Here is a 13,374-nt window from a genome sequence, read left to right as displayed (position 1 = left end):
GAAAGGGGAGCTTTGAGATGATTAACCGAGTTGTGTTAGTTGGTCGATTGACACGTGATCCGGAAATGCGTTATACGCAGAGCGGGATTGCCGTAACTCGCTTCACTCTCGCTTGCGATCGTCCATTCACTGGACAAGATGGGAAGCGCGAGGCGGACTTTATTGATTGTGTCGTTTGGCGCAAACAAGCAGAGAACGTAGCACAATATTTGAAAAAAGGCAGCATGGCCGGCGTAGACGGTCGCCTTCAAATCAGTAGTTACGAAGGTCAAGATGGCCAACGTCGTTACCGGGCAGAAGTCGTAGCCGATAGCGTACGCTTCCTTGAACCACGCGGTGCTTCAACGCAACGTGATACAGCACCGGCTGGAGATGTCTTCGGTGGTGGTGAGTCAAGTGGGTCAGGATGGGGCGCAGCCGCTTCTTCGACTTCATCTCAGTCCTCGAACTCAAACAAAGGTTTTGAAGCCGATCCGTTCTCGGGCGGCGGAAAAATCGACTTATCGGATGACGATCTGCCATTTTGATCGCATCGATTCGAAACTAAACTAAAAAGGAGGTCTTCACATGGCACGTCGTCCAGGAGGTCGTCGTCGTCGTAAAGTATGTTTCTTTACGTCGAACAACATCACTCATATCGATTATAAAGACGTAGAATTGCTCAAACGCTTCGTTTCGGAGCGTGGTAAAATTCTTCCACGTCGTGTGACTGGTACTTCAGCGAAATACCAACGTCCACTTACTGTCGCTATCAAGCGCTCACGTCAAATGGCTTTGCTTCCATACGTTGCAGAGTAATTTTTGACACACGGCTTATCCCTCGGGATAGGTCGTTTTTTGTTTTCTGAGCCGATGTTGGAGTGTAAGTGAAACGGGCGGATATGGTATGATAGAGCAGAAACCATTTAGACATCATGGGTGGAATACCACTCATTTTAGGAGGCACACATGCACAGTGGTGAAGCAATAACATCAGTGAAGAACCAGTACGCGCGTCACGCCGTCCCATATGTGATTGGACTGCTCGTCGCGTTAGGATTGGCGTTCTACAGCATTGTGGCGGCAATCACCCTGTTCGTGGGCACGCTGATTTATTTCATCTATCAGCAAGTGACGATTCGACGAGAGCGTAAGGCATGGGAACAATACGTCCATTCTTTGTCGCATCGAATCGAAGACGTCGGGAAAGAGGCGCTCACCAGCATGCCGATCGGGATTCTCGTCTTCGACGAAGCGCGTCGCATCAGCTGGTTCAATGAACAGTCTCGGCTCATCTTCGAGCTCGAGATGGAACTTGGGATCTCGATCGACTCGATTCACTCGGCGTTCACCGAGTTGATTGAGGAAGAAGAGGATGAAGCGACCATCGAAGTCGGGGACCGCGTCTATCGAGTCCTCTATAACAAGGAATATCAAACCCTTTACTTGTTCGATATGACGGATGAAGCAGAGATTGAACAAAAATACTCGGAAACACAGACGGTGATCGGGGTTTTATACTTAGATAACTACGATGAGATGTCGACCGCCGTCGATGAACAGGTGCGGAGTGAAATCAATCGACGGGTGACCGTCCTATTGAACCAGTGGGCTCAAAAATACTACGTTTATATGCGCCGAACGGCAGCCGACCGTTTCTTCCTCGTCATGAACGAACGGACGCTCTCTGAACTTGAGAACAATCGCTTCTCGATTCTCGATGAGGTCCGCGAGGCGACGAAAGAACATAAAATTCCACTTACACTCTCCATCGGCATCGGTTGTGGAGAAACGACGTTGACGGAACTTGGGAATTTATCGCAATCGAGCCTCGATTTAGGGCTCGGTCGCGGCGGGGACCAAGTCGTCGTCAAACGTCATAACGGAAAAGTTCGCTTTTTCGGCGGTAAGACGAACCCGACCGAGAAACGGACTCGGGTTCGGGCCCGCGTCATCTCGAACTCGATGCGCGATTTGATTCGTGAGTCGAGCCGTGTCCTGATCATGGGGCATAAAAATCCGGATATGGACTCACTTGGAGCCTCGATTGGAATCATGAAACTGGCCGAATTTGTCGGACGCGAGGCGTATGTCGTCATCCCCGCCGGTGAGACGAGCGTGGGAATTCAGCGGCTCGTCCATGAAGTCGAGAACGACGAAGAGCTATATAGCCGCTTCTTGACCGAGTTCGAGGCCCAACCGCTCATCGACGAACAGACGCTCCTCGTCGTCGTCGATACACACCGGCCGTCCCTCGTCATCTCGCGGGATATTTTAGACCGTGCGGAACGGGTCGTCGTCATCGACCACCATCGCCGCGGTGAAGAGTTCATCGAAGACCCGGTCCTCGTCTACATGGAACCGTACGCGTCCTCGACGTGCGAACTCGTGACGGAGTTGATTGAGTATCAGGCTGGTACGCGCAAGCTATCGATTTTAGAGGCGACGTCACTCCTCGCTGGTATGGTGGTCGACACGAAAGGATTTACTTTACGGACAGGGTCGCGGACGTTTGATGCTGCTTCTTTCCTCCGGATTCAAGGGGCCGACACCGTGCTCGTTCAGCACTTCATGCGCCAAGACCTCGATTCGTATATCGAGCAGTCCCATATTCTCGAAAATACGGACATCTATTCCGGAGGTATGGCGATTGCCGTCGCCTCAGACGACGAGGCGCATCATCAAGTATTGATCGCCCAATCGGCCGATCAACTCCTCAACATGGAGGGTGTCAAAGCGTCGTTCGTCATCGCCGTCTTGCCAGACGGTCGGACCGGAATCAGTGCGCGTTCGCTCGGCGATGTCAACGTCCAAGTCATCATGGAGATGCTGGACGGGGGCGGTCATTTGACGAACGCGGCGACGCAATTGAACGTGAGCCGGGAACAGGCGAAAACGTTGTTACAAGAAGCGATTGATCATTATATGACAGATGAAACAGAGGGAGAGGATTCTGAATGAAAGTCATTTTAAAAGTAGATGTAAAAGGTCAAGGTAAGGCGGGTGACGTCAAGGACGTCGCGGACGCTTATGCGAAGAACGTACTCTTCAAAAAGAACTTGGCGGTCGAAGCGACACCAGGTAACTTGAAGGCGTTCGCCGCGAAAGAACGACGTGCTGAAGAAGCGGCCGAAGAGGAATTGAAGCAAGCCCAGCAGTTGAAAGACAAGCTTGAAAAAGAGACGATCGTCGTCAAGACGAAGTCAGGTGAGGGCGGTCGCGTCTTCGGATCGGTCACGAGCAAGCAAATCGGTGAAGCGTTGAAAGGGATGGGCTACAAGATCGACAAGCGTAAAATCGAGCTTGAGCACCCAATCAAAGCGCTTGGGTTCACGAAAGTGCCGGTGAAGTTGCATCATGACGTCACGGCTTCGTTAAACGTTCATGTTCAAGAAGCGTGAAGGTGAGGTAGACAACGTATGAGTGATGCGATTCAAGTCAACACCCCGCCACATAGCGTCGAAGCGGAACAAGCTGTCCTTGGGGCCGTCATTCTCGATTCCGATCGGCTGATCACGGCCTCGGAGCGGGTCGACCCGGACGACTTTTATCGTGTCAGCCATCAACGGATCTTTGAGGCGATGCTGAAGATTAACGACCGCGGCGAACTTGTCGATTTGGTCACGCTCAGTTCGGAACTTCAAGCTCAAGGCATTCTCGATGAAATCGGTGGATTGAACTACTTGGCGGAGATCGCCGAAGCGGTTCCGGCCATCGGGAACATCGGGTATTATTTGAACGTCGTCGATCAAAAGGCGGCGCTCCGCCGCTTGATTCGGACCGCGACGAATATCGTCTCGGACGGCTATGAACGCCAAGACGAGGTCGATGCCGTCCTGTCAGACGCCGAGCGGAATATTTTAAAAGTTTCGCAACGCAAAGGGCAGTCGAGCTTCCATCCGATTGGCTCGGTCTTATCGGACGCCTACTCGACGATTGAAAAACTGCACCAATCGAGCGGGGAGATCACCGGTATCGCGACCGGGTTCAGCGATCTCGACAAGATGACGGCCGGTTTCCAACGTAACGACCTCATCATCGTCGCGGCCCGTCCTTCCGTCGGGAAGACTGCCTTCGCCTTGAACATCTCGCAAAACGTGGCCGTCCGTACCGGTGAGAACGTCGCCATCTTCAGTTTGGAGATGGGTGCCGAGCAACTCGTCATGCGGATGCTCTGTGCGGAAGGCAATATCGACGCCCAGCGCTTGCGGACGGGACGGCTCGAGGCCGAGGACTGGGGTCGGCTCTCGCTCGCCATGTCATCGCTGTCGCAAGCCGGTATTTATATCGATGATACACCGGGTCTTCGCGTCAACGAGATCCGGGCCAAGTGCCGCCGCTTGAAACAAGAGCATGGCCTCGGCATGATCATGATTGACTACTTGCAGCTCATCGTCGGGAACGGTAAGCCAGGCGAGAACCGGCAACAAGAAGTCTCAGAGATCTCGCGGACGCTCAAAGCGATCGCGCGTGAGCTCCAAGTACCGGTCATCGCTTTGTCGCAGCTTTCACGTGGTGTTGAGAGCCGTCAAGACAAGCGTCCGATGATGTCAGATATCCGGGAATCCGGGGCGATCGAGCAAGATGCCGATATCGTCGCGTTCTTGTACCGGGATGACTATTACGACAAAGAGAGTGAAGACGCCAACACGATCGAGATCATCATCGCCAAACAGCGTAACGGTCCGACGGGGACGGTCAAACTCTCGTTCCGAAAAGAATACAATAAATTCGTCAACATGGAGACGCAAGCTTTTGCGCCGCCGATGTAGGGCGAGTCATTCCGCTAAAGGCGACGTCATGAGACGTCGTCTTTTTTGTCGGTCTTTAGACCTAAACGTACTCAAATTTTGAAGAATCCAATCATTGAATGAAAAATGACACGTCAATAACGAACGAAAGGTTACAACTTAAAAATATCGTTCGGTATTAGGTTGACTTTCAACAAGAGCAAGTGTACACTTACGGATGGTTTGAATAGAACGTTTATCTACAAGGAGGATTCATTATGTCATCAGTAGTCGTAGTGGGAACGCAGTGGGGCGATGAAGGTAAAGGGAAAATCACGGACTTCTTATCGAAGCAGGCCGAGGTCGTCGCGCGTTATCAAGGGGGAGACAACGCTGGTCATACGATCGTCTTCAACGATACGAAGTATAAACTTCACTTGATTCCATCGGGGATCTTCTACTCGGACAAAACATGTGTCATCGGGAACGGGATGGTCGTCAATCCGAAATCGCTCGTCACGGAGCTCGCTTATTTGCACGAGCGCGGTGTGAGCACGGATAACCTCCGCATCTCGAACCGGGCCCACGTCATCTTGCCGTACCACCAGTTGCAAGACAAGCTCGAAGAGGACGCGAAAGGCGACGCCAAAGTCGGGACGACGCTCAAAGGGATCGGCCCTTGCTACATGGACAAAGCGGCACGCATCGGGATTCGCATCGCTGATTTGCTCGACAAAGAAGTGTTCGCCGAGAAACTCAAAACGGTCCTTGCGATTAAAAACCGCATGTTCGTGAAGATGTATGAAGTCGATGCGATCGAGTTCGATGACATCTTTGAAGAATACTATGCGTACGGCCAACAGTTCGCCAAGTACGTGTGTGATACATCGGTCGTGTTGAACAACGCGCTCGACGAAGAACAGAAAGTGCTGTTCGAAGGCGCGCAAGGGGTATTGCTCGACATCGACCACGGAACGTACCCGTTCGTCACATCATCGAACGCGGCTTCAGGCGGCGTATCGAGCGGTGCCGGAATCGGTCCATCGAAGATTCACCATGTCGTCGGCGTCTGTAAGGCGTACACGTCACGCGTCGGTGACGGCCCGTTCCCGACACAACTCGATGACGAGATTGGTCACACGATTCGTGAAGTCGGGAAAGAATACGGGACGACGACAGGCCGTCCGCGTCGCGTCGGTTGGTTCGACTCGGTCGTTGTGCGCCACTCGCGTCGTGTTAGCGGAATCACAGACCTTTGCCTCAACTCGATTGACGTGTTGACAGGTCTTGAGACGCTCAAGATTTGTACAGCGTACGAGTTCGAAGGGAAGCTCCTCGACGAGTACCCACCGAACTTCCGCGTCCTCGAGCAGTGCAAGCCAGTGTTCGAAGAGCTCCCAGGCTGGACGGAAGACATCACCGGTATCCGCAAGTTCGAAGACTTGCCGGTGAACGCGCAGAACTATGTCAAGCGCATCGAAGCGTTGACAGGCATCGAATTGTTGACGTTCTCGGTCGGACCGGCACGTGAACAGACGGTCATCTTGCGTGACATTTACGAAGCATAAAATCCAAAGAAGAGATTGTTCACTTTTTGAACAATCTCTTCTTTTTTTATTTGGGTAAATGTGGATAATCGGCCTCATAATGAGACACACAAACAGGAGGCGAGACATGTGAATAACTGCTTTATATGCGAGAAACATCTGGGTCTCATTCAAACTGACGGTCAAGCCATCTATGAAGATGACTTGTTATATGTGGGCCACATTGATCGGGCAGGAAAGCCGAATTATAAAGGTCATCTTATGATTGATTTGAAAAGACACGTACCGTCTTTGGCAGACATGACTGTCCAAGAAGCGCAAGCGTGGGGTGTGATGACGATGCAATTAAGTCGAGTCCTGAGAGACATAGCGGGAGCGGAACACGTCTATACGCTCGTGTCCGGGAATTCCGTCCCGCATTTGCATATGCACATGGTTGCTCGTTACCCGGGCACCCCGGAAGAATATTGGGGGCCGATGGATGTCTACGGTTGGGACGATGCCCCATTACTTCAATCGGAAGCACTCATTCGGTTTTGCGAACAAATGAAGCATGGGTTGGAGTTGGTCCGTTTATGAAATCGATTTCGAACCATTTTTATTGGACAGGTGCTCAATCGCATTACGTGGATCAAATTGATGTCATGTCAATCAATCATATTTATGTGGGACGATTTGGTGGCAACTCAACGAAAGGACAATCTAAAAATGAAGACGGTTGTTTAGTATGGATGGACGAAGAGCAGGATTGGGAATTAGCAATGATTTTGGATGCGCATCAATCAGCGGATAGTGCCGAAGCGGTGATTGATTTATTGAATGCCAACGAAGATTCGCTGACTTGTCTGTTGACTCAACCAATTACAAGAACTTACTTTTCAAAGATTGAAAATCACATTCTACAACTGTTACAGTCACCTGAATTTCTGAAAAAATGTGAAACATTAAACGGAGAGACGGCCTGTTTACTTGTAGTTCGTAAAGACAAATACGTATGGTGGCTTTCCGTTGGAGACTGTGTCTGCTTTTTGTTCCATGATGAACTTGTACAATTGAATCAATATCAACTTAATCAGAGGCAATTTTATGAATGGATTGGGAAAGTAAATACATTTAGTCAACAGATTCCGAGTTACAGCAGCGGGGTACAGGAACTCAGGTCAGGGAGAAGTCGCATCTTGTTAGTCACTGACGGCGTACTGGAATGCCCGGGTGATCCGTTCGTTGATTCTTCGGCATTACATCATGCATTTTCAGGGCACACCTCCGAATCTCTATATTCCATTTTAGAAACGATTCAAAATAAAGGCGTACGAGACAGCACGACGTTAATCACTTGGGAATGTTCACATGAACAATCTGTCATGATTCCGAGTGATCAAAAGTAACGACATCTAAGTTTTAGTGAAGTACATCAAATTATTTGATGTACTTTTTTATGAGCTGTCGTCTATTTCCACGGAAATGGACCACGCTTTCTAACCTATAGAAAAAGAGTTACAATGTAGACATGTACGTTTAACGATAAGAGGAGGACTCACTGAATGGATCGTACGATTTTAGTGGTAGATGACGAACAACCAATCGCAGATATATTGAAGTTTAAGCTCGAAAAAGAAGGATACCAAGTCCACGTCGCGTATGACGGGGAAGAGGCGCTCGTGAAAGTCGAAGAAGTCAAACCGGATTTGATTTTGCTCGACATCATGTTGCCGCTCAAAGACGGCATGGAAGTGTGCCGTGAAGTCCGGAAGAAGTACGACATGCCGATCATCATGTTGACGGCGAAAGACTCTGAGATCGATAAAGTGCTCGGGCTCGAGCTCGGTGCCGACGATTACGTCACGAAACCGTTCAGCTCACGCGAGCTTTTGGCCCGCGTCAAGGCGAATATGCGCCGTCACGCAACGGCCCCGGCTCCGGAGACGAAAGGTGCCAACGACAATGATATCGTGATCGGTGATTTGACGATTCATCCGGATTCGTACATGGTCACGAAACGGGAAGAGAAAATCGAACTGACGCACCGCGAGTTCGAGCTGATCCATTACCTCGCCCAAAACATCGGGCAAGTCATGACACGCGAGCACTTGCTCCAGACCGTATGGGGCTATGATTACTTCGGTGACGTCCGCACGGTCGACGTGACCGTCCGCCGTTTGCGCGAGAAAGTCGAAGACAACCCATCGACGCCGACGTATATCATCACGCGCCGTGGTGTCGGGTACTATTTAAAAGCAGGAGAAGAAGACTAAACGATGAAACGGACGAACTTCTTTAAATCTATCCAGTGGAAGCTCGTCGTCATCTATGCGCTGCTCATTCTTGTTGCGATGCAAGTCATCGGAGTGTACTTCGTACGCTCCCTCGAACGACAATACATCAACAACTTCTCGCAGTCGCTCGTCGATCGGGCCAACCTTCTGAGCTATAACGTCAGTGAAGGGATCGCATCGAACGGCGGTGACTCGACTTCAGACCAGCAGTTGAACCAGGTACTGGATCAACTGCTGTCTGAATTTACGGAGAGCACGACGCTAGCTGACGACATTCGCGAAGTCCAGATTATCGACACGAACAGTGTCGTCCGGGCGACGTCGAATCCGAACAACCAGAGTCTCGTCGGACAACGGACGGCGAACTCGTTCATTCAAAAATCATTTGCGACGAGCGGGGCGCAAGAGACGCTCGTCTATGAAGACTCGAACGAGCGTATGCGTGTCGTCGCCGTTCCAGTGAAATCCGAGGTCGATGGGACGACGACCGGCATGATCTATATCGAGGCGTCGATGCAGTCCATCTATAACCAGATGGAGCAAGTGACGAGGATTCTCGCGACCGGGACGCTCATCGCCCTGATCATCACGTCAATTCTGGGAATCTTGCTGTCACGGACGATTACGCGACCGATTGCGGATATGCGTCGTCAAGCCGTCGAGATGCGAAAAGGGAACTTCTCGCGGAAAGTTAAAGTCTATTCTGATGACGAGGTCGGCCAACTCGCCTACGCCTTCAATGAATTGACCGATGAGCTCATGGAGGCGAACGCGACGACGGAAGCCGAGCGACGCCGCTTGACGAGCGTCCTCGAGAACATGTCGGACGGGGTCGTCGCGACGGATCGCTCGCTTCGGGTCATCTTGATGAACGACCAAGCCCGCGATATGATTGGGCTCGCCGAGGAGGAGGCGATGGGGGCGAATCTGCAGAACTTGCTCGAGTTTGACGACGAGATCGTCATCCCGGAAGATGGGACGATGCCGCCGAAACTGATTGACCTCAGTACGGACGAAGAACTGTTCCTCGTCCGCGCCTACTTTTCGCCGATTCAAAAGCATAGCGGACCGATCACCGGCCTCATCGTCGTCTTGCACGACGTGACCGAGCAAGAACAAGTCGAGCAAGACCGTCGTGAGTTCGTCGCGAACGTCAGCCACGAGCTACGGACGCCGCTCACGACGATGCGAAGTTATCTCGAAGTGCTCGCGGAAGGCGCGTATAAGGACGACGAGCTCGCCCCACGCTTCCTCGAGACGACACAAAACGAGACGGAGCGGATGATTCGCCTCGTCAACGATTTGTTGCAACTGTCGAAGATGGACAGCAAAGAGTACACGATGCAAAAAGTGAAGTTCGACTTTATCCAGTTCTTTAACGACATCATCGAACGTCATGAGATGACGAAAGGCGAGACGATCCAGTTCCGCCGTAAGCTCATGAAGCGCCGTGTGTACGTCCATGCCGATCAAGACAAGATGACGCAGGTCATCGACAACATCATCACGAACGCAATCAAGTTCTCGCCGGAAGGCGGGACGATCACGTTCCGGACGATGCTCCGGGCCAAACGGCTCGTCATCGGCATTAAAGATGAAGGGGTCGGTATCCCGAAATCGAACTTGAAAAAAATCTTTGAACGGTTCTATCGGGTCGACAAGGCCCGGGCCCGTAATATCGGTGGGACCGGACTCGGTCTATCGATCGCCAAAGAAGTCGTGTCGGCCCATGGCGGCGACATCTGGGCGGAGAGTGAGTTCGGACGAGGCACGACGATTTACTTCACCATTCCGTTCGATACGATCGTGGAGGTGAATGACTGATGGAACGACCACGCTTCTTGGCGAAGCCAGAACTAGTGAAATCGCTCGTCTTGCTCACCTTGATCGTCACGTCCATCGTCCAAACGGTCATCCTGTGGGACTACCATCCGAAGTATCAGTCGGTCCAGTCAGAGACGCAAGTCGCGACGGTGGATGAGTCGCTTCAGCGGCAGCCACGACAAATCATCGTACCGGCCCAAACGGTCGTTCACGAGAACAACGCCGTCTTTGCCACGAAGAATACACCGAAACAGATTATGCGTGTCATTCGGGAGTCGTTCGAGGCGAGTGAGTTCAAACCGCTCGCCGTCAAGAGCGTCCCGAATTTATATGCGGGTGTCGATGAGGCCGTCGAACTGATTTTACCGGAGCCGTATTACACGGACACGCTCAGCTATATGCTCCCGGGTTCGTACAGCCTGTCTGGCAAAGTGCCGCAACGGGCCCTCATCTTCATGAAGGACGACACGTGGCGCATCCGCACGATCATGAGCGACCAATCGCTTTGGGAAGGGCGGTTGTCGAAAGTCGGTCAAGGGGACGTCAACAGCCTGTTCTTGAAAGACTCGGACCGCTCGATGCGTCGCGTCACGTATACGGATGAACGCGTCAACTACATCCCGGTCGTCGGACCGGAGATGAACGAGCTGTTCGCTTACGACGTGTCGCAGATTCAAATTTCGGCTCGCCTCGATTGGATGCGGGATACGTTCTTCCCCGGGGATCCGAACGTGCAAGAAGTCGACCCGGCTAGTTCGGTCGGCGCACTCACGAACGGGATTAGCGTCGCCGAATATGATGCGAACTTGAACGCGAGCCGTTATCGCAACTTATCACGTAACAGTTCGGAACAGGAGTCGGTCATCGGCCTCGACACGATTGTCGAGTTCGTCAACTTCCATGGAGGTTGGGTCGATGAGACGTCGGAGAGCCAAGGATTGTCGCTTCGATTCGATGCGATCACGCCGGCCAATAAAGGCTTTGAAACGACCGTGTTCCGGTTTCACGTGAACGGGTTCCCCGTGTTCAGTCAACGGGAGGCGTTCATCAATAACGATGCCGTCGACTTGTCGACGCTGCGTGTTGAGAACGATGGGACGCAAGTCCGGTCGATCACCCGGCACCATCTCGAGATCGATCGTTTGATCTCAGTCGGGACGACCCGGCTCGCGGACGGACAAGATGTGGTCGACACGCTCGTCAACGCGGGACGATTTGAAAACGTGACCGAGATCCGTCTCGGCTACGAGATTGAATACAATGAAGACACGAGCCGTTACGTCACGTTCTCCCCGAACTGGTTCGTTCGGGAAGCCGGGAGATGGATTCCATTCGATCAACCGGATGACTGGACAGAAAGGATGATGTATCGTGGATTGGAGTAAAGCGAAAACGATTCTTCTCTTCGCCTTCCTCGCGCTGAACATCTATCTGTTGTTCCAGCTCTTGACGGAAACGTGGGCGACCGAGGTCGTGACGAACGACAATACGTCGATCGCGCAAATCTTGGACCAACGGAACGTCGACGCCTCGAAGTTGCCACGGATGGGCCGCGACATCGGTTATTTGACCGGGTCGTCCGAACAGATGTCGGCCTCGATGATTACGCAGAATCGAGAAGCCCAACTGGCGACGACGCTCGACAATTTGCAGCTCGAAGTCGAGCTCAAGCAACCGGTCCCGCTCGACAAAGAAGATTTACGGACGACCGCCTCGACGTTCGTCTCGGAGTACGTCCCCTTCGGTTCGGAGTATGCGTACTGGCGCTATGACGCCGGGACACGTCAAGTCGCCTTCGTGCAGACGTATGAGAATAATAAAATTTTCTCAAATCCTGAAATCGATGGGGAGACCGAGCAGTATATCGGTCCGTCGCTCCTGCTACTTCAATTGAATGAATCACTCGAGGTAACCGACTATAAACAACGTCATTTGACGAACTTATCCTCAAAGTCGCAAGACGATCTCGTCTTGACGGCGAGCGAGGCCATCTCGCAACTCGCGGCCCGGAAGTACTTCCAACCGAACCAAGAGATGCGAGCCATCAACACAGGTTTCTATAGCCTGCCGCTCGACAGTTCCGGCAGCTTGATCATCATGCCGCCGCTCTGGTCGATCACAATCGACGGGGACGTGTACTTCGTCAATGCGATCGACGGGACCGTCGAACGGGTCGAATTTGACTCAGAAGAATGAAAGGAGTGATCGAGTGACTTTACGCTATAGTGTGCTTGCGAGCGGTTCGACCGGGAACGCCCTCTACATTGAGACGGAACGGGCGAAATTGCTCGTCGATGCCGGATTGACCGGGAAGGCGATGCAACAACGCATCACCGAGATCGGCCGGTCGTTTGACGGGATCGATGCACTGCTCGTCACGCATGAGCACTCCGACCATATTAAAGGTGTCGGGATTCTCGCTCGAAAATACAATTTACCGATTTACGCGAACGCGAAGACGTGGGATGCGATGGAATCCTTGATCGGGAAAGTCGATCCGGCCTTGAAGTTTCACTTCGAGGTGGGAGAGATTAAACAGTTCGGTGATATCGAAATCGAATCGTTCAACGTCAGCCATGACGCGGCCGACCCGATGTTTTACCAGTTCGCCCATGACGGCAGACGCCTCGCCCATATCACCGACACGGGCTATGTGTCCGACCGGATGAAAGGCGTCATCCGCGGGGCTGATGATTTTATTTTCGAATCGAACCATGACGTCTCGATGCTTCAAATGGGACGTTATCCGTGGAGCGTCAAGCGTCGTATTCTTGGGGATTACGGCCACGTCTCGAACGAAGACGCGGCCATCGCGATGAGCGAGGTCATCGGAGACCAGACGAAACGCATCTATTTGGCGCACCTCAGTAAAGATAACAACATGAAAGAGCTCGCCCAAATGAGCGTCTCGCAAACACTCGGGATGCGCGATGTCGACCTTGGTCGCATCAAATTGTGCGATACCGACCCATCCACCCCCACTTCGCTCGTTTCTTTATAAGCGAACTTGGGAAAAGA

13 protein-coding genes are annotated in these 13,374 nt (G+C 52.2%); all 13 read left to right on the top strand.

Annotated features, from left to right (window positions below; translation table 11 throughout):
* The first annotated feature begins 17 nt into the window (after nucleotides 1-17).
* The 13 genes from ssb to EVJ34_RS12260 all read left to right on the top strand — a co-directional run bounded on the left by ssb (nucleotide 18) and on the right by EVJ34_RS12260 (nucleotide 13,357).
* Nucleotides 18-527 carry a single-stranded DNA-binding protein gene (gene ssb / locus EVJ34_RS12320; RefSeq protein ID WP_024371077.1) on the top strand — a complete coding sequence of 170 codons (510 nt, stop codon included), beginning with the start codon at nucleotides 18-20 and terminating at the stop codon, nucleotides 525-527.
* A 40-nt stretch (nucleotides 528-567) separates the two neighbouring features.
* Complete coding sequence (gene rpsR, locus EVJ34_RS12315) at nucleotides 568-798, top strand: 30S ribosomal protein S18 (protein ID WP_015880232.1); 231 nt, start codon at nucleotides 568-570, stop codon at nucleotides 796-798.
* Between the two features lie 150 nt (nucleotides 799-948).
* Nucleotides 949-2,940: a DHH family phosphoesterase gene (locus EVJ34_RS12310; protein ID WP_131434360.1), complete on the top strand. Its 1,992-nt coding sequence runs from the start codon at nucleotides 949-951 to the stop codon at nucleotides 2,938-2,940.
* A complete protein-coding gene (gene rplI, locus EVJ34_RS12305; RefSeq protein ID WP_021067864.1) occupies nucleotides 2,937-3,380 on the top strand; it encodes a 50S ribosomal protein L9 in 444 nt (147 codons plus the stop codon). The genes EVJ34_RS12310 and rplI overlap by 4 nt, the downstream gene beginning before the upstream one ends.
* An 18-nt stretch (nucleotides 3,381-3,398) precedes the next feature.
* Nucleotides 3,399-4,751, top strand: coding sequence for a replicative DNA helicase (gene dnaB, locus EVJ34_RS12300; protein WP_021067865.1), 1,353 nt, complete (start codon nucleotides 3,399-3,401; stop codon nucleotides 4,749-4,751).
* Nucleotides 4,752-4,987: 236 nt separating this feature from the next.
* Nucleotides 4,988-6,277: an adenylosuccinate synthase gene (locus EVJ34_RS12295; protein WP_021067866.1), complete on the top strand. Its 1,290-nt coding sequence runs from the start codon at nucleotides 4,988-4,990 to the stop codon at nucleotides 6,275-6,277.
* A gap of 108 nt (nucleotides 6,278-6,385) precedes the next feature.
* A complete protein-coding gene (locus EVJ34_RS12290) occupies nucleotides 6,386-6,835 on the top strand; it encodes an HIT family protein (RefSeq protein WP_131485808.1) in 450 nt (149 codons plus the stop codon).
* On the top strand, nucleotides 6,832-7,644 hold the full coding sequence (locus EVJ34_RS12285; protein WP_131485807.1) for a PP2C family serine/threonine-protein phosphatase: 813 nt from the start codon (nucleotides 6,832-6,834) through the stop codon (nucleotides 7,642-7,644). The genes EVJ34_RS12290 and EVJ34_RS12285 overlap by 4 nt, the downstream gene beginning before the upstream one ends.
* 156 nt (nucleotides 7,645-7,800) lie before the next feature.
* Nucleotides 7,801-8,511 (top strand): response regulator YycF, encoded by a 711-nt coding sequence (gene yycF, locus EVJ34_RS12280; protein ID WP_021067867.1) that lies wholly within the window; start codon nucleotides 7,801-7,803, stop codon nucleotides 8,509-8,511.
* A gap of 3 nt (nucleotides 8,512-8,514) precedes the next feature.
* Nucleotides 8,515-10,356: a cell wall metabolism sensor histidine kinase WalK gene (gene walK, locus EVJ34_RS12275; RefSeq protein ID WP_131434363.1), complete on the top strand. Its 1,842-nt coding sequence runs from the start codon at nucleotides 8,515-8,517 to the stop codon at nucleotides 10,354-10,356.
* Entirely contained in the window at nucleotides 10,356-11,741 is a 1,386-nt protein-coding gene (yycH, locus tag EVJ34_RS12270) for a two-component system activity regulator YycH (RefSeq protein WP_131485806.1), read from the top strand. The genes walK and yycH overlap by 1 nt, the downstream gene beginning before the upstream one ends.
* Nucleotides 11,728-12,552 (top strand): two-component system regulatory protein YycI, encoded by an 825-nt coding sequence (locus EVJ34_RS12265; protein WP_131485805.1) that lies wholly within the window; start codon nucleotides 11,728-11,730, stop codon nucleotides 12,550-12,552. Before yycH ends, EVJ34_RS12265 begins: the two co-directional genes overlap by 14 nt.
* Before the next feature lie 13 nt (nucleotides 12,553-12,565).
* A complete protein-coding gene (locus EVJ34_RS12260; protein ID WP_034780331.1) occupies nucleotides 12,566-13,357 on the top strand; it encodes an MBL fold metallo-hydrolase in 792 nt (263 codons plus the stop codon).
* The last annotated feature ends 17 nt before the right edge of the window (nucleotides 13,358-13,374 follow it).

The organism is Exiguobacterium sp. SL-9, assembly GCF_004336985.1.
Classification (GTDB): Bacteria; Bacillota; Bacilli; order Exiguobacteriales; family Exiguobacteriaceae; genus Exiguobacterium.
Note: the sequence above shows the minus strand (reverse complement) of the source record. Positions and strands in the feature narration are given on the sequence as shown.

What these genes read in the sequence shown, in the direction of transcription:
- ssb (WP_024371077.1), top strand. Translation starts at nt 18, where the DNA reads ATGATTAACCGAGTTGTGTTAGTTGGTCGATTGACACGTGATCCGGAA.
- rpsR (WP_015880232.1), top strand. Translation starts at nt 568, where the DNA reads ATGGCACGTCGTCCAGGAGGTCGTCGTCGTCGTAAAGTATGTTTCTTT.
- EVJ34_RS12310 (WP_131434360.1), top strand. Translation starts at nt 949, where the DNA reads ATGCACAGTGGTGAAGCAATAACATCAGTGAAGAACCAGTACGCGCGT.
- rplI (WP_021067864.1), top strand. Translation starts at nt 2,937, where the DNA reads ATGAAAGTCATTTTAAAAGTAGATGTAAAAGGTCAAGGTAAGGCGGGT.
- dnaB (WP_021067865.1), top strand. Translation starts at nt 3,399, where the DNA reads ATGAGTGATGCGATTCAAGTCAACACCCCGCCACATAGCGTCGAAGCG.
- EVJ34_RS12295 (WP_021067866.1), top strand. Translation starts at nt 4,988, where the DNA reads ATGTCATCAGTAGTCGTAGTGGGAACGCAGTGGGGCGATGAAGGTAAA.
- EVJ34_RS12285 (WP_131485807.1), top strand. Translation starts at nt 6,832, where the DNA reads ATGAAATCGATTTCGAACCATTTTTATTGGACAGGTGCTCAATCGCAT.
- yycF (WP_021067867.1), top strand. Translation starts at nt 7,801, where the DNA reads ATGGATCGTACGATTTTAGTGGTAGATGACGAACAACCAATCGCAGAT.
- walK (WP_131434363.1), top strand. Translation starts at nt 8,515, where the DNA reads ATGAAACGGACGAACTTCTTTAAATCTATCCAGTGGAAGCTCGTCGTC.
- yycH (WP_131485806.1), top strand. Translation starts at nt 10,356, where the DNA reads ATGGAACGACCACGCTTCTTGGCGAAGCCAGAACTAGTGAAATCGCTC.